This window comes from Stenotrophomonas sp. TWI809 (assembly GCF_039673205.1).
Lineage (GTDB): Bacteria > Pseudomonadota > Gammaproteobacteria > Xanthomonadales > Xanthomonadaceae > Stenotrophomonas.
Map to the genome: position 1 here is coordinate 1 of NZ_JBDJLE010000039.1, position 19,551 is coordinate 19,551.

General features: G+C 66.3%; 24 protein-coding genes. 8 read left to right on the top strand and 16 right to left on the bottom strand.

Going from position 1 to position 19,551, the window contains the following annotated elements:
* Positions 1–93: 93 nt before the first annotated feature.
* Positions 94–1,332: a DUF819 family protein gene (locus ABE472_RS18165; protein ID WP_313212725.1), complete on the top strand. Its 1,239-nt coding sequence runs from the start codon at positions 94–96 to the stop codon at positions 1,330–1,332.
* 206 nt (positions 1,333–1,538) lie between these two features.
* Here the strand turns inward: ABE472_RS18165 and ABE472_RS18170 are convergent, their stop codons facing one another.
* Genes ABE472_RS18170 through ABE472_RS18190 form a run of 5 tightly spaced genes read right to left on the bottom strand, consistent with a single transcriptional unit; the run spans position 1,539 to position 4,574 of the window.
* Positions 1,539–2,024 carry a hypothetical protein gene (locus tag ABE472_RS18170; protein WP_313217576.1) on the bottom strand — a complete coding sequence of 162 codons (486 nt, stop codon included), beginning with the start codon at positions 2,022–2,024 and terminating at the stop codon, positions 1,539–1,541.
* Positions 2,025–2,071: 47 nt separating this feature from the next.
* On the bottom strand, positions 2,072–2,332 hold the full coding sequence (gene minE / locus ABE472_RS18175) for a cell division topological specificity factor MinE (protein WP_017355894.1): 261 nt from the start codon (positions 2,330–2,332) through the stop codon (positions 2,072–2,074).
* Positions 2,333–2,334: 2 nt separating this feature from the next.
* Entirely contained in the window at positions 2,335–3,144 is an 810-nt protein-coding gene (minD, locus tag ABE472_RS18180; RefSeq protein WP_088432112.1) for a septum site-determining protein MinD, read from the bottom strand.
* Between the two features lie 35 nt (positions 3,145–3,179).
* Positions 3,180–3,962 carry a septum site-determining protein MinC gene (gene minC / locus ABE472_RS18185; RefSeq protein ID WP_313217578.1) on the bottom strand — a complete coding sequence of 261 codons (783 nt, stop codon included), beginning with the start codon at positions 3,960–3,962 and terminating at the stop codon, positions 3,180–3,182.
* 15 nt (positions 3,963–3,977) lie between these two features.
* Complete coding sequence (locus tag ABE472_RS18190; protein ID WP_088432114.1) at positions 3,978–4,574, bottom strand: GNAT family N-acetyltransferase; 597 nt, start codon at positions 4,572–4,574, stop codon at positions 3,978–3,980.
* A gap of 138 nt (positions 4,575–4,712) precedes the next feature.
* Here ABE472_RS18190 and ABE472_RS18195 point away from each other — a divergent pair, with 138 nt between their 5' ends.
* The 5 genes from ABE472_RS18195 to ABE472_RS18215 all read left to right on the top strand — a co-directional run bounded on the left by ABE472_RS18195 (position 4,713) and on the right by ABE472_RS18215 (position 9,094).
* Positions 4,713–5,909 carry a sensor histidine kinase gene (locus ABE472_RS18195; RefSeq protein ID WP_088432115.1) on the top strand — a complete coding sequence of 399 codons (1,197 nt, stop codon included), beginning with the start codon at positions 4,713–4,715 and terminating at the stop codon, positions 5,907–5,909.
* Positions 5,909–6,550, top strand: a complete 642-nt coding sequence (locus ABE472_RS18200) for a response regulator transcription factor (RefSeq protein ID WP_019184539.1) — start codon at positions 5,909–5,911, stop codon at positions 6,548–6,550. The genes ABE472_RS18195 and ABE472_RS18200 overlap by 1 nt, the downstream gene beginning before the upstream one ends.
* A 313-nt stretch (positions 6,551–6,863) precedes the next feature.
* The gene (locus ABE472_RS18205) at positions 6,864–7,943 is read left to right on the top strand and encodes an SRPBCC family protein (RefSeq protein WP_313212728.1); all 1,080 of its coding nucleotides are present in this window, start codon (positions 6,864–6,866) and stop codon (positions 7,941–7,943) included.
* A 103-nt stretch (positions 7,944–8,046) separates the two neighbouring features.
* On the top strand, positions 8,047–8,418 hold the full coding sequence (locus tag ABE472_RS18210) for a DUF423 domain-containing protein (RefSeq protein ID WP_346463936.1): 372 nt from the start codon (positions 8,047–8,049) through the stop codon (positions 8,416–8,418).
* A gap of 1 nt (position 8,419) precedes the next feature.
* On the top strand, positions 8,420–9,094 hold the full coding sequence (locus ABE472_RS18215) for a DNA-3-methyladenine glycosylase (RefSeq protein ID WP_346466763.1): 675 nt from the start codon (positions 8,420–8,422) through the stop codon (positions 9,092–9,094).
* Between the two features lie 2 nt (positions 9,095–9,096).
* Here ABE472_RS18215 and ABE472_RS18220 read toward each other — a convergent pair whose 3' ends face one another.
* From ABE472_RS18220 to ABE472_RS18245, 6 genes are all read right to left on the bottom strand, one after another.
* Positions 9,097–9,609, bottom strand: a complete 513-nt coding sequence (locus tag ABE472_RS18220; protein WP_346466764.1) for a hypothetical protein — start codon at positions 9,607–9,609, stop codon at positions 9,097–9,099.
* A gap of 27 nt (positions 9,610–9,636) precedes the next feature.
* The gene (locus tag ABE472_RS18225; RefSeq protein WP_346466765.1) at positions 9,637–10,443 is read right to left on the bottom strand and encodes a M15 family metallopeptidase; all 807 of its coding nucleotides are present in this window, start codon (positions 10,441–10,443) and stop codon (positions 9,637–9,639) included.
* Between the two features lie 9 nt (positions 10,444–10,452).
* Positions 10,453–10,995, bottom strand: coding sequence for a PH domain-containing protein (locus ABE472_RS18230; protein WP_346466766.1), 543 nt, complete (start codon positions 10,993–10,995; stop codon positions 10,453–10,455).
* A 1-nt stretch (position 10,996) separates the two neighbouring features.
* Complete coding sequence (locus ABE472_RS18235) at positions 10,997–11,176, bottom strand: DUF4177 domain-containing protein (RefSeq protein ID WP_123728652.1); 180 nt, start codon at positions 11,174–11,176, stop codon at positions 10,997–10,999.
* The gene (locus ABE472_RS18240) at positions 11,173–11,352 is read right to left on the bottom strand and encodes an Arc family DNA binding domain-containing protein (protein WP_313212733.1); all 180 of its coding nucleotides are present in this window, start codon (positions 11,350–11,352) and stop codon (positions 11,173–11,175) included. Before ABE472_RS18240 ends, ABE472_RS18235 begins: the two co-directional genes overlap by 4 nt.
* Positions 11,353–11,439: 87 nt before the next feature.
* Positions 11,440–12,309 carry an SPFH domain-containing protein gene (locus ABE472_RS18245; protein WP_088432124.1) on the bottom strand — a complete coding sequence of 290 codons (870 nt, stop codon included), beginning with the start codon at positions 12,307–12,309 and terminating at the stop codon, positions 11,440–11,442.
* A gap of 131 nt (positions 12,310–12,440) precedes the next feature.
* Between ABE472_RS18245 and purT the strand changes: the two genes are divergently transcribed.
* Positions 12,441–13,628, top strand: a complete 1,188-nt coding sequence (purT, locus tag ABE472_RS18250; RefSeq protein WP_346463944.1) for a formate-dependent phosphoribosylglycinamide formyltransferase — start codon at positions 12,441–12,443, stop codon at positions 13,626–13,628.
* 243 nt (positions 13,629–13,871) lie between these two features.
* Here the strand turns inward: purT and ABE472_RS18255 are convergent, their stop codons facing one another.
* Both ABE472_RS18255 and ABE472_RS18260 read right to left on the bottom strand, forming a co-directional pair.
* Complete coding sequence (locus tag ABE472_RS18255) at positions 13,872–15,077, bottom strand: endonuclease/exonuclease/phosphatase family protein (protein WP_346466767.1); 1,206 nt, start codon at positions 15,075–15,077, stop codon at positions 13,872–13,874.
* A gap of 37 nt (positions 15,078–15,114) precedes the next feature.
* Positions 15,115–15,870, bottom strand: a complete 756-nt coding sequence (locus ABE472_RS18260) for an arginyltransferase (RefSeq protein ID WP_313212736.1) — start codon at positions 15,868–15,870, stop codon at positions 15,115–15,117.
* A gap of 154 nt (positions 15,871–16,024) precedes the next feature.
* On the opposite strand from ABE472_RS18260, the gene ABE472_RS18265 reads away from it, so the two are divergent.
* Positions 16,025–16,615 (top strand): EF-hand domain-containing protein, encoded by a 591-nt coding sequence (locus tag ABE472_RS18265; protein ID WP_346463949.1) that lies wholly within the window; start codon positions 16,025–16,027, stop codon positions 16,613–16,615.
* 58 nt (positions 16,616–16,673) lie between these two features.
* Here the strand turns inward: ABE472_RS18265 and ABE472_RS18270 are convergent, their stop codons facing one another.
* From ABE472_RS18270 to tesB, 3 genes are all read right to left on the bottom strand, one after another.
* A complete protein-coding gene (locus ABE472_RS18270; RefSeq protein WP_313217590.1) occupies positions 16,674–17,879 on the bottom strand; it encodes an RNA polymerase sigma factor in 1,206 nt (401 codons plus the stop codon).
* A 130-nt stretch (positions 17,880–18,009) separates the two neighbouring features.
* Positions 18,010–18,525 carry a DUF2007 domain-containing protein gene (locus tag ABE472_RS18275; RefSeq protein ID WP_313217592.1) on the bottom strand — a complete coding sequence of 172 codons (516 nt, stop codon included), beginning with the start codon at positions 18,523–18,525 and terminating at the stop codon, positions 18,010–18,012.
* A 1-nt stretch (position 18,526) separates the two neighbouring features.
* Positions 18,527–19,435: an acyl-CoA thioesterase II gene (gene tesB / locus ABE472_RS18280; protein ID WP_088432131.1), complete on the bottom strand. Its 909-nt coding sequence runs from the start codon at positions 19,433–19,435 to the stop codon at positions 18,527–18,529.
* Between the last annotated feature and the right edge of the window lie 116 nt (positions 19,436–19,551).

Sequence of the window (19,551 nt, forward strand, 5' to 3'; positions counted from 1 at the left end):
GTAAAAAGCAGCCGACCAACGGTCGGCTCTACCGGTGATTGTTTTCCCGAGCCGTGTGGAATCGCACGCCCCTCCTTCAGGTACTCCACACCCGTGAAAGCTCCCGCCCTGATCCAGAACGACATCGTCGTCTTCGGCCTGATCGCCGCCACCCTCGGTGCCGTGTTCTGGACCGCCTCGCGCGAGCAGGGGCTGTGGAAGCGGTTCTATACCTACGTGCCCGCGTTGCTGCTGTGCTACCTGATTCCCGGTGTGTACAACACCGTCGGCCTGATCGATGGCCAGAACACCCATCTCTATAACCCGGTCGCTCGTGACATCCTGCTGCCCGCCGCCCTGGTGCTGCTCACCCTGGCCGTGGACATCAAGGGCATCCTGCGGCTGGGACCAAAACTGATCGTGATGTACCTGGGCGCCTCGCTCAGCATCATGATCGGCGCCGTGGTCGCCTTCCAGTTGATGAAGTGGCTGCATCCGGCGACGGTGGCCGGCGACACGTGGGCCGGCATGGCGGCGCTGGCCGGCAGCTGGATCGGCGGCGGCGCCAACATGCTGGCGATGCGCGAAGTCTTCGATGTCAACGCGACCACCTTCGGGCAGTTCGCGGTGGTCGATGTCGGTGTCGGTTATGTGTGGATGGCGGTGCTGATCTTCATGGCCGGGCGCGCGGCAAAGATCGATGCGCGCAGCGGTGCCGACACCTCGGGCATCGATGCCCTCAAGCTGCGCATCCAGGCCTTCCAGGCACAGCATGAGCGCGTGGCCAGCCTGACCGACCTGATGCTGATCGTCGCCGTTGCCTTCGGCGTGGTGGGCCTGTCGCATGCGATTGCCGGGCCGGTCTCGGCGTGGTTCAAGGGGCATGTCGCCTGGGCCTCGCAGTTCAGTCTGGACGCGCCGTTCGTGTGGGTGGTGGTGATCTCCACTACCTGCGGTCTGGCGCTGAGCTTCACCCGTGCGCGCAACCTGGAAGGCGCCGGTGCCTCCAAACTGGGTTCGCTGCTGCTGTACTTCCTGATCGCCTGCATCGGCATGCAGATGGACCTGCTGGCGCTGCTGGACCGCCCGTGGCTGTTCCTGCTCGGCCTGATCTGGATCGCCGTGCACATCGTGCTGCTATGGGCGCTGGCGCGCGCGCTGAAGGTGCCGTTCTTCTACTTCGCGATTGGTTCGCAATCCAACATCGGCGGGCCGGCCTCCGCGCCTGTGGTCGCGGCGGCGTTCCACCCCTCGCTGGCGCCGGTCGGCGTGCTGCTCGGCACGATGGGCTACGCGACGGGCACGTATCTGGCCTACATCGTGGGCATCACCCTGCGCGCGATGGCCGGGTAGAGCCGACCGTTGGTCGGCTGCTCCTGACGTCGCGTCACAGCGCATGACAGCCGACCAACGGTCGGCTCTACGGCAGAAGCAACCTGCGCTACATCAACCAGGCAAGTGCATCTTCACCGTCCTGCTCGAACCGCGCCGAGTGAACACCCTGGCGCCTATACGCTTGGCGCGTCGCCACGCGCCCGGGACCAGCCGCACATGCGGATTTACGCAGGAAGAAGGCCGCGTTCGAGTAACCACGCCTTGGCATCTTCCGCATCCTGCTCGAACCACGCCTTCGTAGACCCCAGCCGGTACGTATACCCCCACGCATCCATGTCCAGCATCAAGCGCGCGCTGCCGACGCCTGGCAGTTGCGCGGCCAGCACGATCTGCAGGTAACAGGTGGCGTCTTCTTCGGGCACCGAATCGGTGGCATCGGTGTGCACCAGCGCACGCCGCTCCGGCGGCAGCACGATCAGGTGGCAAGCTTCGTGCAGCATCGAGTGCACGGGCGTGTCATCGCGGACATACACGTCGCTGCCGATGATGCCGGCTTCGGGTTCACCCCAATAGCTGCCCGGAATCGGCGCGCCGTCGGCCACACGATGCAGGTGCAGATCGTGGGTGGCGAGCAGGGCGAGGGCATCGTCGAAACGGATATCGCCGACACAGGTGACCTGCGGTTCGGCGGTGGGGGCAGCGTCGTTCATGGGTTACCGCTCAACCGCCCCTTCCAACGCGGAAGGGGCGATGTCGATCAGGGCTGCTGCGGGCCTTCCGGCAAGGCGACGGAGATATCGAGCACATCGTGCTCCCCGTCCTTGACCAGATCGACCTTGACCGCATCAGCGTCGATGTTGACGTACTTCTTGATCACTTCCAGCAGCTCGCGCTGCAGCAGAGGCAGGTAGTCCGGGCCGCCGCGGTGGCTGCGTTCCTGCGCGATGATGATCTGCAGGCGGTTCTTGGCCGTTTCGGCAGTGGTCTTCTTTCGGTTCAGGAAATCGAACAGTCCCATGCTTACCCTCCGAACAGCTTGCTGAAGAAGCCTTTCTTCTCCACGGTGGTGAAGCGCATCGGACGCTCTTCGCCAAGGATGCGGCCAACCGCATCTTCGTATGCCTGGCCCGCCGCCGATTCGGGGTCCAGAATGACCGGCTCACCCTTGTTGGAGGCATTGAGCACGTCGCCCGATTCGGGCACCACGCCAATGGCCTTCAGGCCCAGCACTTCTTCCACGTCGGTGATGCTGAGCATTTCGCCGCTTTCCACCCGTACCGGGCTGTAGCGCGTAAGCAGCAGGAAGGCCGGCACGTTCTTGCCGGATTCGGCCTTGTGGGTCTTCGAATCGAGCAGACCGATGATGCGGTCCGAGTCGCGCACCGAAGACACTTCCGGGTTCACCACCACGACCGCACGGTCGGCGTAGTACATCGCCAGGAACGCGCCCTTCTCGATACCGGCCGGGGAGTCGCAGATGACGTATTCGAAGCCGTCGGCGATGAGATCGTCGAGCACCTTGCGCACGCCTTCCTGGGTCAGTGCGTCCTTGTCGCGGGTCTGCGAGGCAGCCAGCACGTACAGGTTGTCGAAGCGCTTGTCCTTGATCAGGGCCTGCTTGAGGGTCGCTTCGCCGTGCACGACATTGACGAAGTCGTACACCACGCGGCGCTCGCAGCCCATGATCAGGTCCAGGTTGCGCAGGCCGACGTCGAAGTCGATCACCGCCACCTTTTTGCCACGACGTGCCAACCCGCAGGCCAGGCTGGCGCTGCTGGTGGTCTTGCCGACGCCGCCCTTGCCGGAGGTGACTACGATGATTTCAGCCAAAGGATTTCTCCTGATTCTTCTGTTTGGGGGCTGCGTCAGTCCAGCGCAGCGATCTTGATCTGGTCCTGTTCCAGCCACACCTGCACGGCCTTGCCGCGCAGGGAGTCCGGAACATCGTCCAGTACCTTGTAATGGCCGGCAATGGCGACCAGTTCAGCGTGGAATTCACGGCAGAAAATACGCGCCGTGGTGTTGCCTTGGGCACCTGCCAGGGCACGGCCCCGCAGCGTACCGTAGATGTGGATGCTGCCGTCGGCGATCACCTCGGCGCCCGCGCCGACGGTGGCCATGACGGTCAGGTCGCAGTTTTCCGCATACAGCTGCTGGCCCGAGCGGACATTGGCGGTCTGCATGCGGCCCGGCTTGGGCGCGCCACCGGTGGCCACCGCACTCGGCGCCGGTGCCGCAGGCACGGCAGCGGCGGCACGCGCACGGCGCGGCGGCGGTTCGGCGACCGGCAGGGGCGCAGGGGCCGGTTCGGCCTCGGCGCGCTCGTACTGGGCGCGGAACTTGGCCAGCAGCGGCAGGCCGAGCTGCTGGGAAAGCAGGTCGGTTTCGGTGGTGCCGTAGGCCAGCGCAACCGGCAGCACGCCGGCCTTGCGCAGGCCGTCCAGAAGCGCCTTGGCGGTCGCCACGTCCGGCATCCTGCTGAGTCCGCCGAAATCCAGGATCACGGCTGCACGCCCGAACAGCTTCGGCGCACGCGCGACACGTTCCTGCATTTCACGGGTGAGGCGCTCGACATCGAGGGTGCGGATACGCAGATTCGCGATGCCGACCTGGCCGATCTTCAGTTCACCGGCCTGTTCAAAATCCATGTTCGCTGCCACCGATCAGGTCCCCGTCTGCTGCTGCACGCGCAGCGGCTCGCGGCGATGGCCCACCCAGGGCACATCCGGCAACTGGTCGCCGTAGGTGTCGTGCACCCACTGGTAACTGCACAGGTCCTTGAGCAGCATGCTGGCGCGCACATCCACGTGGGCCATGTTGTTCTGCCCGACCTCGCGGAAGCCGAAGCTGCCGTGGAAGAGCAGGGCGGCATCGGCACCGTGATCGAGGAACACCTCGCAGGTCAGCTGCGGGTAACGCAGCTCGGCGTAGCTCTGCGCATCGGCATAGAACGCACGGCCAACGCCACCGCCGCGACGGCGGCTGGCGACCACGATGCGGTCGATATAGAAGAATTTGCTGTCAAGCTGCTGCTTGAACCAGGCGAAGTTGCTGCTGTCGTGCTGGCTGTCGCTGCCGAAGCCGATCAGGAAACCGGCCAGGTTGCCGTCGCGCTCGGCGACGCGGAAATACTCAGCGCTTTCATAGAACAGACGCAGGCGGGCGGCATCCAACGGCAGGATGGCCAGGCCGGCATTGTTGTTCAGGGCCAGGACGGAATCGAGCTCGTGCTCGCGCACGTCGCGGATGACAATCGACATTGTGACTCCGTGGGGTAACGCGGTTGGCCCATCGAGGGGCCCTCGGTCCGATTATTGCATGGGTGGCTTCCCCCCGCGAGCGGACAGGCATGACTTCTGTGGGAGTGCAGGGGAACAGGTTCAGCCTACTATGCGTCCATGTTGGGATACCTCAGCCACACCCGAGTACTGCGACTGGCCGGCCTGTTCACCTGGGTCATGGTCGGACTTCCCCTGGTTTACTCACAGTACGAAGCGCTGCTGCGCCGCGGCGGAGGCGTCGATGCGTGGGCGCTGTGGCTGTTTGCTGCGTACCTGGCCTTCGGCGCCGGCTACTTCTGGCTGACCCGCGGGCTGCGCAACGGCGGCCACTCGCGCTGGTATGACCGGGTCATGCTGGTGCTGCTGACCGCGTCGGCGCTGGGCGTGAGCTATCTGAGCGGCTCCGGGCTGGGCAGCATCCTGATGATGGTCGCTGCCGGGGTCATCCCGTGGATGCTGCCGGTGCGCGGTGGCGTGATCTGGCTGCTGCTGAGCCAGCTGGCGGTGCTGCCGGTCTACTACCTCATCCTGAATTTCTCTTTGTTCGAAGCGGTGATGCAGTCGCTGTTGTATGGCGGCTTCTCCATGTTCATCTTCGTGACCAGCCTGGTGGCGCGGCAGCAGACCGATGCCCGTGAAGAGCAGCGAAGGCTCAATACCGAGCTGCGCGCCACCCGCGTGCTGCTGGCCGAAAGCGCCCGCGTCAACGAACGCACCCGCATTTCCCGGGAGCTGCACGATCTGTTGGGCCATCACCTGACCGCGCTCAGCCTGAATCTGGAAGTGGCCGGCCACATCACCGAAGGGCAGGCGCAGGAACACGTCCATCAGGCCCATACCCTGGCCAAGCTGCTGCTGACCGACGTGCGCGAGGCGGTCAGCCAGCTGCGCGACAGTGGCGCGATCGATCTGGCCGCCGCGCTGCGCCCGCTGACCGAGCAGGTCCCCTCGCTGGAGATCCACCTGGATATCGACGAGCCGCTGAGCGTGGAAGACCCCGAGCGGGCCCACGTGCTGCTGCGCTGCACCCAGGAGATCATCACCAATGCAGTGCGGCACGCCGGCGCGCGCAACCTCTGGATCAAGGTCCGGCGCGAGGCGCCGGGCATCGTGGTGCTGGAAGCGCATGATGACGGGGTGGGCGCCGACGGGATCGTGGTCGGCAACGGGTTGCGCGGGATGCGCGAGCGCCTGCAACAATGCGGTGGTGAGCTGCAGATCGAAACCCGCCGGGGCCAGGGCTTCCGCCTTCGTGCCTCGGTACCCGGCGTGCCAGTATTGATGCTGACCGCTGTCATTGAAGGAGTGCGTTGATGATTCGCGTCTGCCTGGTCGACGACCAAACCCTGGTGCGGCAGGGGATCCGCTCACTGCTGGCGCTCGATGACGGCATCGAGGTGGTCGCCGAGGCCGCCGATGGCCGCCAGGCAGTCGAGGTGGTTCCCCAGGTCCGCCCGGACGTGGTCCTGATGGACATGCGCATGCCGGTGATGTCCGGCCTGGAGGCGCTGCAGATGCTGTCGCGGCTGAACCAGCTGCCGCCGACCATCATCCTGACCACCTTCGACGACGACCAGCTCGTCCTGGCCGGGCTCAAGGCCGGGGCCAAGGGCTACCTGCTCAAGGACGTGACCCTGGACCAGCTGGTGGGCGCGATCCGGACCGTGGCCGATGGCGGCTCGCTGGTGCAGCCGGCGGTCACCCAGCGGCTGCTGTCGGGCCTGGAGCACATGCGCAACGAGTTCGTGAGCCTGGACCGGCCGGACCCGTTGACCGACCGCGAAACCGAGATCCTGCGGCTGATGGCCAGCGGCTTCTCCAACAAGGAGATCGCCAATTCACTGGGCGTGGCCGAGGGCACGATCAAGAACCATGTGTCCAACATCCTCTCCAAGCTGGGGGTGCGCGACCGCACCCGGGCGGTGCTCAAGGCCTTCGAGCTGCAGCTGGTCTGAGCCGGTGGACCCGGTGCCGGCCTTCGGGCGGTGACGGGTTTGCAGGTAATTTCTGAATTCTGCGAAACCCTTGCAGCGCAAGCGATGCAGGGGGATTTTCGGTCTCGACAGCCGAATCCGGCAAAGAAATATTGTCCATCCGCTACGTGCTGACACGCGCGATGCGTTATCTTTCCGCTCCTTGTCTATGCAAAACCGCTGCCGACATGGAAACCGGTGTGCCAACCCTGATCAACAACACCGGCGAAGCCTGCTAGGATTGGCGCTTCGCTTCAATCAACCCGGCCGTGGGATCGGCCCCGGAGACTCCTGAATGACCCGTATTATCGAGTTCCTGATCGCCTTGGGGATCGTGGCTGGCCTGTTCGTCATCATTGGCGTATGTCTGCCGGGCGAGCGCCATATTTCCGAAAGCATCGAGACCAACCGCAAGATGACGATCGTGTACGACACGGTCAACAGCCTGCGCCGCTTCAAGGACTGGAACCCGCTCTTGCTGCGCGATCCCGCCGTTGAACTGAAGTACTCCGGCCCCGCTGCCGGCGTCGGCGCACGCCTGGACTACGCCTCCAAGGAAAGCTCCTTGGGCGAGGGTAGCTGGGTGATCACCGAGTCCGAGCAGAACAAGCACGTGGCGATCGCGATCGAGGACGCCTCCAAGGGTCACGACAAGACCACCAGCTTCACCCTGGAGCCGACCGGCAAGGGTGGCCGCAACGTCAAGATCACGCAGGACTACAGCGTCAAGTACGGTTTCAACCTGTTCGGTCGTTACGCTGGTCTGTACGTCAGCCGTCACGCCGGTGACGACCTGAAGCTGGGTCTGTCGCGCATGGCCAACATGCTGGCCACCGTGCCGAACATCGACTACCGCACCGCCGAAGCCCCGCTGACCGATCTGGCCATCGTGGACGTCCCGGCCGAGGACCTGCTGGTCGTCACCGCCGGCAACGTGGACCGCGGCCAGGAGACCATCACCAAGTCCATCAAGGACAACCAGGAGTGGATCAAGCGCGTCATGGAGGCCAACAACCTCGAAGCCGCCGGTCCGTTCCGCATCATCACCACCGATTTCGGCGCCGAGAAGTACGCCTTCGACGTGGCCCAGCCGGTCAAGAAGAAGGGTGCCGAGGCCGCGACGGCCGAAGCCCTGACGGTGAAGATCGACGATGGTGCACCGGTCAAGTACGTGCATGTGGCTCCGCATCGTTCGGCCCACGCGGCCTACACCGGCCACATGGCCGGCCTGGACATCGCCCGCAACGCCCTGCGTGCGTGGTCGGTGACCGGCGGCAACGAAGTGATCGATCGTCCGTACGAGTCCTGGAAGGACGGCGTGGACAAGTCGTTCACTCCGGAAGGCACGTACGACATCTACTGGGCCGTCAAGTAATCCGACGGTTGCCGTGATGTAACGCACGACCTGAAACGCGCCGCTTCCTGCGGCGCGTTTTTTTTTGGCTCCGGCCACGGGGCACTGTCTGAAGGACGCAAGCATGCTCAACCTGGAACGACGCACGCGCAAACCCTCCCTGCTGGCCGGCCTGGGCGGGCTGCTCGCGGCCACGGCGGTGGGCCTGTCGGCATACGCCTCCCATGGCATCGCCGACCCGCTGGCGCAGTCGCATGTGACCACCGCGGCGCTGTACGCCTTCGGGCACGGGGTGGCGCTGGCCGTACTCGGCCCGACCCAGCAGAACACGCTGGGCCGGCTGGCCCTGTACGTCCTGCTGATCGGCACGCTGCTGTTCTCCGGCAGCCTGGTGGCGGGCGCGCTGTGGAAGCTCAGCACCTCGTTGGCGCCGGTCGGTGGCACCGCGCTGATGGTGGGCTGGCTGGCCTACGGGCTGAACGCGCTGAGGCGCTGACATGCCCCGATACCGCCGCGGCTTTGATGTCGATGAGGCGCATGCCTGGCTGAGCCGGCGCGACCGGCGGCTGGGCACGTGGATGAAGCGGCTCGGCCCGATCCAGGCCCAGCCCGGGTGGGCGAAGACGTTCGATCCGGTCGATGCGCTGGCCAGGGCAATCCTGTTCCAGCAGCTCAGCGGCAAGGCCGCCTCGACCATCGTTGGGCGGGTGGAGACGGCCATCGGCAGCACCCGGCTGCACGCCGATACGCTTGCGCGTATCGATGACCCCGGGCTGCGCGTCTGCGGTGTCTCCGGCAACAAGGCGCTGGCCCTGCGCGACCTGGCCAGGCGCGAGGCAGCAGGCGAGATTCCCGACCTGCGCCGGATGTCGGTGATGGACCATGATGCGATCATCGATGCGCTGGTTCCGATCCGCGGCATCGGCCGCTGGACGGTGGAGATGATGCTGATGTTCCGGCTGGGTCGCCCGGACATCCTGCCGGTGGACGACCTCGGTATCCGCAAGGGAGCGCAGCGCGTGGACAAGGCCGAGGGGATGCCGACCCCGAAGGAACTGCTCGCCCGTGGCGAGAGGTGGGGCCCGTTCCGGACCTACGCCAGTCTGTACCTGTGGCGTATCGCCGATTTCACGGTGGATCCGAAGGCGACGACCAATCGTTCGCAGGGGTGAGGCTACGCGTCCGGCGGCTCCGGCGCGAAGGCCGGGTCGTCGCTGATTCGTGCCCGTGCTGGGTGGCGCTTTTTCGCCGCAAGGTAGCGGTGATGGCGGAAGGTGGCGTAGGTGCCGCGGAGGACCACGACCCCGATCACCACCATCATTCCCATCCTCCGCAGCGTGTCTGCCATGCCGGCGCTGTCCAGCCTCAGATGCATCACGAACACCCATGCCCACAGCGCAGCGGTCAGGCAGGCCGCAACCCGGCTGCGTTTGTAGACCCCCACTGCCAGACCCAGGTAAACGCAGCTCAGCATCGCAGCAGCGATGAAGTTCATCATGGCGAACACGTGCTGGTTCTTGGCCCACGTCCAGCCACCCGTGGCGAGGGTGAACACGGTGAGTCCCGCGCCCAGTAACCAGAGCTGCGTGACTGGTCTGGTGATCCCGCTCGGCACCTGTTCCCAGTGCGGTGCCATGGGCGTGGAGGGGGGAACCTCACCGGCCTGGTAGGGATTCTGATCGTCCATGGTTGTCCTCCTTGTGGGCCGCCCCGGTCAGGGTTCGGCGTCGCGCCAGCACCAATGCCACGGTTCGTAGACAATCCCATGCGGGTTGTCGCGCGGGTAGCTCAGCTGGAACCCGAAGCGACCGGCATGCGCGCCCAGCCACGCGAACGCGGCAGTCGACTCAAACGATTCTTCAGCCGGCGGTTCGCCCGGCGTGCCGATGTCCAGCGCAAGGCCGCTGTGATGCTCGCTGTAACCGGGCGCGGCGTTGACCTTCAGTATGTCCTCCACACTCAGCCCGCGGCTGCGTTTGCGCGCGAAGATGCCCAGCTGATAGTCGTGGCTGCGGTAACCGGAGATCGCATCCAGCGCGATGCCATCGGCGGCGGCCTGCTGGCGCATCCGTTGCCAGCCTCGCGCAGCGTCGCGGTGCAGCCATAGCGGGCGCCGGTAGCGGTCGAAGCCGGCCAGGTGCAGCTGAGCCGGTTCGGCCTCCAGCGCAAGACCGGTCGCGGCCTCGTAGGCATCGGCATCAATCCCGAGGGTTTCGAGGCGATGCTGCAGTCCACTCAGGGGCAGCACCGCATCGGGCGCGTTGCCACGACGGCGATCCAGCAGCTGGCGGTCCAGCGCATCCAGTGCCTCCTCGATGCCCGGCTCGCGCATCAGGCGCGGCACCAGCGGCAGCACGCCGTGGGCGGTAGCGACGGCGAGGTAGCGCCCATCGCGCTTGCGCCGCAGTACCCACTGCGCGCGAGCCAAGGCGCGCGCGTCGGCAGAGCCGCGTGCACGCAGCAGGCCGCCGGGCCACAATTCGATCTCGGCGGTGTTGAGCAGGGCAGGGGATCGGCGCATGCTGCCAGCTTAGTGCGCGCCCGGCCGCGCGGCCAGCGCCTTCAGGGCATCGAGCAGTGCACGTGGGCGGTCCGGGCTGATCACCAGGGCGCTGCCATCGCGCAGCGGCAGGTGCAGCACACGGCTGCTGTCGGTGACCAGGCAGAACGCCTTGCTGCGGTCGGCCATCCGGTAATGCCCGGATTGAAAGCCCGGCACGCCGTAGCCATTGGTCTTGATCGAGGGCTTGTAACGGCCATGCTCGGCGAAATCGACGATGCGCGCTTCGTCCAGACGCATGTCGCTCACCGGCACGCGCTTGCGGTAAAAGGTCGACTGCACGTCCAGCGTGTCCTGGTGGAGCACGATGCGGCGGCGGGTGTACGCCCAGGTCAGCGCGGCCGCCAGCACCGCCAGGAACGGCAGGGTGATGAACAGTTCGGTGTGTGAACGCTCCGGCGCGTCCAGCGCGGTGCCCACCATCAGGCCGGCGACGAGCAGTAGCGGAACCCACAGCCACAGCAGTCGCCGGACCGGCGATGGGGCAACCTCGAAGGATTGAGCTTCAGACATCTCAATCCTCCTTCTTGAAGATCAGCAACGCCGTATTGAGGGGCGGCGCGAAGACAAGGTTGACCAGTTCCCAGCCAAGGTTGCCGTGCCGGGTCAGCTCGTCCTGTATGTCTTTGGGTTTCACAATGCCCATCATGCCCGGCTTTACTTCAACGGTCAGGTAGCTCCAGCGCCTGCTCATGGCTTGCTCTCCTTGTCGGGGGTGGGTTTGGGAAGGCGTCCGGCCTTGCGCAGCGCATCGCGCAGCACGTATTCGATCTGTGCATTGAGGCTGCGCAGCTCGTCGTCGGCCCAGCGCTGCGCCGCCGCCAGAACGTCGGCATTGATACGCAGCGGGTAGGCTTTCTTTTCGGTCATGCGGGGTCCTTTATCTACAACGCGTGCCGTCCCCTCGGCGCCGCGTTGCGTTGGTAGGTGCCGACCATGGGTCGGCACGCTGTTGCATCAATACAGTGAACCGGCGTTGACCACCGGCTGGGTGCCACGATCCGAACACAGCACGGTCAGCAGGTTGCTCACCATGTGCGCCTTGCGCTCTTCATCGAGCTGGACCACGCCGTTCTTCTGCAGTTCGGCCAAGGCCATTTCGACCATGCCGACCGCGCCAGCGACGATCCGCGTACGCGCGGCGATGACCGCATTGGCCTGCTGGCGCTGCAGCATCGCCTGGGCGATTTCCGGCGCATAGGCGAGGTGGCTGATGCGCGCGTCGATCACCTGCACGCCGGCATCGGCCAGGCGCTCGGCCAGCTCGTCCTTGAGGTGCTGGGAAATCTCGGCGGCATGGCTGCGCAGCGACAGTTGGCCTTCTTCGTGCTGGTCGTACGGATAGCTGGTCGCCATCGCGCGCAACGCAGATTCGGACTGGATGTGCACGAAGCTCTCGTAGTCATCCACGTTGTAGACAGCTTCGGAAGCATCCACCACCTGCCACACGATCACCGCGGCGATCTCGATCGGGCTGCCGTCGAGCTCATTGACCTTGAGCTTGCCGCTTTCGAAGTTGCGCACGCGCTGGCTCACCTTGACCTTGGTGAAGAACGGGTTGTTCCAGCGCAGGCCGTTCTCCTTGACGGTGCCGACGTACTTGCCGAACAGGCTGACGACCACGGCCTGGTTGGGTTGCACGGTGTACAGGCCGACCAGGCTGAGCAGGGCGGTGGTGGCCAGCACCAGGCTGCCCACGATCAGCGCCGGGTTGCGGTTGCCCTTGTCCACCCCGACCACGAACATCCACACGGCCACCGCGGTCAGGGCCAGCACCAGCAGCAGGAAGGGCAGGCCGGACAGCGAGCGGATCGACTTCTCTTTCATGGCGGGGCGTCCTTGGGTAGTTGATTGGAAGATATCAAATTGATATCACTCTGCAAGTGCCGCCCGGGCCGGCCACGCGGCGGCGGCACCGGCTAGAATGCCCTCCCGCCCCTGTTGTCCGGAACACTGCCATGTCCACGCTCGGTACGCCGCTGTCTCCTTCCGCCACCCGTGTGCTGCTGCTGGGATCCGGCGAACTCGGCAAGGAAGTCGCCATCGAGCTGCAGCGGCTGGGGGTGGAGGTAATCGCTGCTGACCGCTACGCCAACGCGCCGGCGATGCAGGTGGCACACCGTTCGCACGTGATCGACATGCTCGACGCGATGGCGCTGCGCGCGCTGATTGCACTGGAGAAGCCGCATCTGGTGGTGCCTGAGATCGAGGCGATCCATACCGAGACGCTGGTCCAGCTGGAACAGGAGCAGGGCCTGCGCGTGGTGCCCACCGCGCGTGCCGCGCGCTTGACGATGGACCGTGAAGGCATCCGCCGGCTCGCCGCCGAGACGCTGGGCCTGCCGACCTCGCCGTACCGTTTCGTGGATACCGACGCCGAGTACCGCGCGGCGGTGGCCGCGATTGGCCTGCCGTGCGTGGTCAAGCCGGTAATGTCCTCCTCGGGCAAGGGCCAGAGCACGCTGCGCCAGGACGCCGACATCGCGCCGGCCTGGGAGTATGCGCAGACCGGTGGCCGCGCCGGTGCCGGGCGCTGCATCGTGGAGGGCTTCATCGATTTCGAGTACGAAATCACGTTGCTGACCGTGCGTCACGCAGGCGGGACCTCGTTCTGTGCGCCGATCGGGCACTGGCAGAAAGACGGCGACTACCGAGAAAGCTGGCAGCCGCAGCCGATGTCGCCGCGCGCACTGGCACGGGCGGAGGAGATTTCGCAGGCGATCACCGATGAGCTGGGTGGCTGGGGGCTGTTCGGGGTCGAGCTGTTCGTGAAGGGCGACGAGGTGTGGTTCAGCGAGGTATCACCGCGGCCGCATGACACGGGTCTGGTGACGTTGGCCTCGCAGGAGTTGAGTGAGTTCGCGCTGCATGCGCGCGCGATCCTGGGGCTGCCGATCCCGGTGATCCGCCAGAGTGGTCCGTCGGCGTCGTGCGCGATGCTGGCCCACGGCGAAGGCGTGCCGTTCTTCAGCAATGTGGCCGAAGCGCTGGTGCAGCCGGATTCGGCGCTGCGCCTGTTCGGCAAGCCGAGTGTGCACGGGCATCGCCGGGTAGGGGTGACGCTGGCGCGGGGGGCGGATGTCGATGAGGCGCGGAAGATTGCGCGTGAGGCGGCTGAGGCGATCGGGATCGAGTTGCGGTCGTGAGGCAGGGCGCCTTGGGTGCTGTCGGTGTGAGGCGATCGGGCAGCCCGATGCAGGACCCGCCGTAAACCCATCCCTGGGGGCTCGTAGTGCGGCATCCATGCCGCACACGGTCCTTCATCGGGCTGCCCGATCACCTCTTCGCGGAGGGTCGGTTGGGCGGATCCAACGGCGCGGCAGAAAATGGCAGGACAAAAAAAACGGCGAGCCTTGGCTCGCCGTTTTTCGTTGAAAGCGAAGCAGAACTTACTTCACGTCCACCCACACCAGATGGTGGTCGCTGCCATCGGCGATCTTCGCGTCCGGGCTTTCGTTGGCCGGCCAGAAAACGCCACTGCCGATGTAGTTGAAGCCGACCGAGGGCAGGACGTAGTCCAGCCGCATCGTGCCCGACTTCGGGCCGAAGTCGCCGGTGGCGTGGAAGGGCGCGCCTTTGCGGGTGATGCCTTTTTCGGCATACGCCAGGCTGGTCTGCTCTGCGCCGACGCTGCGCGGGGTGGGGTAGCGCAGGACGCGGGGGTTTTCGATCAGTTCGACGATCGCGTCGTGGCGGCCGTCGCCGTCGACCGGGTCGTTGTTGAGGTCGCCGAGGATGACGAAGCGCGCGTCCTGCGGGAGGCCGCCGCACTGGCCGCGGTCATCGCACAGCCAGGAGGTGTCGCGGTCCTTGAGGTAGTCCTGCCACAGGCGCAGTTCGTCGTAGTTGCGGGCGGCGTTGCGCTTCTCCGGGCCGTCGAAGACCGGCGGGGTCGGGTGCGAGACCAGGGCATGGACGGTGCCGTTCGGGGTGGTCACCGGCACGTCCCAATGCGATTTGGAGGACAGGCGCAGCTGCGACCAGACGTGGTCGTTGTAGAAGGATTTCCCGGTGCGCGGGTCGATCGGGCGCAGGGCACCGGGCATCGCGCTCCACTTCAGCAGCTGGAAGCTACGGACCTTGGCTTCATCGATCGGGTAGCGCGACAGCACCAGCATGCCGTACTGACCCGGGTGCAGGCCGTAGCCCCAGGCATCGTTGCCACGGGCGCGGCCTTCGCCGCCGATCTCGCCGTTGTTGTCCAGGTCCAGGCCGCTCTGCACGCCGGTGTTGACCGGGGCGAGGTAGCGGTAGGCGTAGTGCAGCGGCTCACCGCCGCCCGGTTGTGCGGCTTCCAGGTAGCGCTGCTGGAACAGGTCGGCGGCGCGGTGGGCGTCGTCGTAATCGAATTCGTTGAGCAGCACCAGATCGGGACGGACCTGCTGCAGGACGGCGGCGATCTTGCCCGCGTGTTCGCTGTCGCCTTCGAGCTCGGCGATCAGGCCGCCGGTCTCGTCGCTGTACAGGGAGGTGTTGTAGGTGGCGATCCGCAGCGGCGCGGAAGCGGGATCCGGCATGGCGGCGGTCTTGGCGGGGGTCTGGGCACAGGCGCCGCACAGCAGGGCCAGGGCAAGGATCAGGGGATGGGCTTTCATCCGCCTATTTTGCACCCGTCGCGGTGTCAGTGTTGCGTCAGCGGCCGTCCAGTTCGTCATCGAAGGCATGCCAGCGGCGGCCATCGTAGGCCTCCAGCGGGCGGAACCGGCGCTTGTAGTCCATCTTGCGGTGGTCGCGGATCCAGTAGCCCAGGTACAGGTGTGGCAGCTGCTCGCGCTGGGCCCAAGCGATCTGCTGCAGGATCGCGAAGGTGCCCAGGCCGCGATGAGCCTGGTCCGGTTCGAAGAAGGTATAGACCGCCGAGAGTCCCTGCGGGGTGACATCGGTTACGGCCACCCCGAGCAGTGGGCCGCGATGGCCGTCCACCGTCGGGCCGCGCAGTTCGATGAAACGCCCCTGCGACCAGCGCCCGATCAGGAACTGGTCGAACTCGTGCGGGCCGTGTTCGTCCATGCCGCCCTGCGCGTGGCGATGGGTCAGGTAGCGGTGATAAAGCGCGAACTGCTCTTCGGTCTGTTCGGCGGCAACGATGCGCACTTCCAGATCGGCGTTGCGGGCCAGGCAGCGGCGTTGGCTGCGGTCCGGCGCGAAGCGGGCCACGGGGATGCGCACGGCCACGCAGGCGTGGCAGTCCGCGCAGTGCGGGCGGTAGACCAGATCGCCGGAGCGGCGGAAGCCCCAGCCCAGTGCCATCGGGTACAGCGTGCCCAGGCGCGGATCGTTGGGATCGAGCACCAGATCGCGCGCGGCCCGTTCCGGCCAGTAGCCACAGGGGTGGTCACCGGTCTGGAACAGTCGGAGCTCGTCGTCGCGGTCGCCGTGTATTGCCATGCCCACAGCATAGCCCCGTGCCGTCGCAGCCGGCGCGACTGTCTGCCAAATGAACACGGCCTGCCGGGCTGTCAACGGTGCTGGCGCCCACGCGTTGTTACCGGTGTGGGTGCCACGCACCGCACGCAGTTTCCCTCACCAACCGGAGTTACCCATGCGCAACCGCAAATCCCTCCTGCTGCTGGCCCTGCTGCTGTCCACCGGTGCTGCCGGCCTGGCGGTCGCTGCCGATACCCCCGCCGCCGCCGACAAACCCGCCCGCGCCAAGCTGGATACCAATGGCGATGGCTTCATCGACCGCACCGAGGCGGCCAGGTCGCCGCGTCTGGCCGCGCAGTTCGACACGCTCGATGCCAACAAGGACGGCAAGCTGTCCCGTGAGGAACTGCCGCGCTGGCACGGCAAGCGCCACGGGCGTGGCCCGGGTGGGCATGGCGACTGGATGGCCAAGCTGGACACCAACAAGGACGGCCGCATCAGCCGCGAAGAGGCCAAGGCCGACCCGCGCCTGGCCGCGCGCTTCGATGCGATGGACGTCAACAAGGATGGTTACCTGGACAAGGCCGACCGCGAGCTGCGCATGAAGCAGCATCGTGATGCCTGGTTCGCTGCGGCCGACACCAACAAGGACGGCCAGCTGAGCAAGGCCGAGTTCGATGCGGCCAAGGGCTCGTTCGGTGGCCCGCGTGGCGATCATCGCGATGGCAAGCCGCCGATGCCGCCGAAGGCACCGGCCGCGAAGTAAGCGATACGCTGAAGCTGCACAACGAAAGCGCCGGTCATCGACCGGCGCTTTTTCTACATCAGATGCGGCCGTTCCTGTACATCGCCCAGGCGATGGTGCCGATCACGAACAGGTTCATTACCCACAGCGCCTTGCGGCCATACAGCGACTCGTACTTCCAGTTCGGGCCGGTGCGACCATGGCGCGCTGCATCGCGAGCGATCATCGGGGCCATGATCCGCTGCAGCGGAACCAGGCATTGATAGTTGATCACGGCCAGGCCGATGGCCAACGCCACCACCGGCCAGTACCACGCCAGCGGCAGGAAGCCCAGGGCGAACACGGCCACGCAGGTCACCATGGCGGTGAAGGTGCTGTAGTGCACGAAGCCGCGGATGGCCGTGCGCTCGTCATGGCTCTCGGCATACGAGAGCAGATAGCGGCCGCCCAGGTAGCTGCCCAGCACGCCACCGACCATGCTGCCGAGGATCGCACCCCACGCGAAATCCGGCGGCAACACGTGGGTCTGGCTGGCCGCTGCCGTCAACGACCCCAGGGCGGCACCGCCGGAAACGCTGGCACCGCCCAGGCCGAGCTTGCTGGTGCCAAGCCCGGTGCCGAGCAGGATCGCGGCACTGGCGGTACCGGGGGCGGCGACCAGCACCATGGACACGACGGTGGTCGCGAACGCAGCGCTCGGCGCACTGCTGCGCGCGAAGTCGCTGAAGCGACGCATCATTTCCTCGCGGACGGTGGCGCGCGCGCGCGACAGGCGCTTGCGCACGGCGGCATCGCTGAGCCCGAGCAGATCGGCGACCTGCTGCGAGCTCTGGCCTTCGCGGTAATAGAGCAGCAGCGTCTCACGGCTGTCTTCGGGCAGCGCAGAGATGATCTCTTCGGCGGCCAGTTCTTCTTCCACCCGCTGCAGGTGTTCCGGGGCACTGGGGCTGGGGTCGGCGGCCATGTTGATGGCGATCTCGGCGGCCTCGCCTGAGAGCGGGCGGCCGCGGTTGGCGCGCAGCCAGTCCCGGGCGAGGTTGCGGGTGATCTGGCGCAGCCACGGCAGGAAGCTGGCGTGGTTGTGCAGCTGGTTAAGCTGCTGCCAGGCCTTGATGAAAGCCTCCTGTGCGATGTCCTCGCTGGCATGCACGTCGCGGGTGATCGCCAGCGCGATCGCGGTGACCGTGTTCTGGCAGGCCAGCACGATGCGCCCGTAGGACTGCTGGCAGCCGCCTGTGGCAGCGGGCAGCTCGCGTTCGAGCGTAGTGGTCAGCGGATGCGTCATGGCACGTTCCCCGGCGGTGATCCGAGTATGACGATGCCTCAACCGGAATGTGACCGGGCAGTGCCGGCCGCTGGCCGGCTCTGCAGGATTCCAATCGCACGAGGAGTCGGCCAGCGGCCGGCACTACCCGTTACTCGGTGGGCTGGATCCGGACCCGCACTTCCTCTTCTTCCGGCGGGGTGGCGGCCGGTGCGGTCGGCGACGCCGTCGGCTGCACGGCCGGTGCTGATGCCGGGGCGGGCGCCACGACCGGGGCGCCGCGGTGGCGCATGACCACCACCATCGCCACGGCAGCGATCACCAGCAGCAGCCCGATACGGATGCGCCAGGCCCAGTTGCGCGGCGCATCGTTCTGGGCGACCTCGTCGCGGAACGCGAACTGCGCGGTCGGGTGGTCGCGGCGGGTGGTTTCCAGCAGGCGTGCATCGCGCAGGATCTCGCGGGCGCGCGGCTGGTCATCGGCATGCACCACCCACAGGGTCGGGTGGGTGGTGGCCTTTTCCTTGTCCAGATAGCTGAACTGGCTGCCGCGCTTGCTGTGGTACGAGCGGCCGTTGGTGATGCGCACCTCGATGCCGGCGTCGCGCAGCAGCTGGGCCACGCCTTCCACGGTCTCTACGCGCTGGCTGTTGAAGATCTGTCTCATGTCAGTCCTTGGCCGGCACGGCGGCGGCCGCGGCACTGTCATCGACCACGCGGATCAGGCCTTCCTGCGCCGTACTGGCGACCAGGATGCCGTTGCGGGTGAAGAACTGGCCACGCGCCAGGCCACGCGAATCCTGCGCGCTGGGGCTGTCCAGCGAGTACAGCAGCCAGTCGTCGGCGCGGAACGGGCGGTGGAACCAGATCGCATGGTCCAGCGAGGCCATCTGCACATGCGGCTGGTAGTAGCTGATGCCGTGCGGGAAGGTCGCGGTGCCGAGCAGGTGGAAATCCGAGGCGTAGGCGAGCAAAGCCTGATGCAGCTCCGGAGCATCGCCGACGGTCTCGTTCAGGCGCAGCCAGACCTGGTGGTAGGGCGGGCGCTTGGGCGGATTGAGTTCATCGCGCGGGTAGACATGGCGGAACTCGAACGGGCCGCCCCGCGAGAGCCAGCGCTGCACCTTGATCGGCAGACGATCCAACACCGCCTGCGGCAGCGGCTGGTTCGGCTCGATGTCTTCCGGCTGCGGCACTTCCGGCATCTTGTGCTGGTGCTCGGCGCCGGTCTCGGCCTGCTGGAACGAAGCGGCGCAGAAGAAGATCACCTTGCCGTGCTGGATCGCGGTGACCCGGCGGACGGAGAAGCTGCCGCCGTCACGGGTGCGGTCCACGTCATAGACGATGGGATGGTCGATGTTGCCGGCGCGCAGGAAGTAGGCGTGCAACGAATGCACGTGACGGCCGTTCTCGACCGTCTTCTGGGCGGCGGACAGCGCCTGGCCCAGCACCTGGCCGCCAAAAACGTACTTGGTGCCGATATCGCGGCTCTGGCCGCGGAACAGATTGTCTTCCAGGCGTTCGAGCGAGAGCAGGTCGATCAGCTCGGAAACGACGGGTTCGTGCGTGGCGGACAAGGGAAGCAACCTGGGGTGGGCGAAAGCAAATTATAGGGTAGTGCCGGGGCCAGGGCGGGCCCCCCCCCCCCCAACAAAAAGAAAAGTTTTGGTTGTGGGGGAGCGGGCGGCCCGAC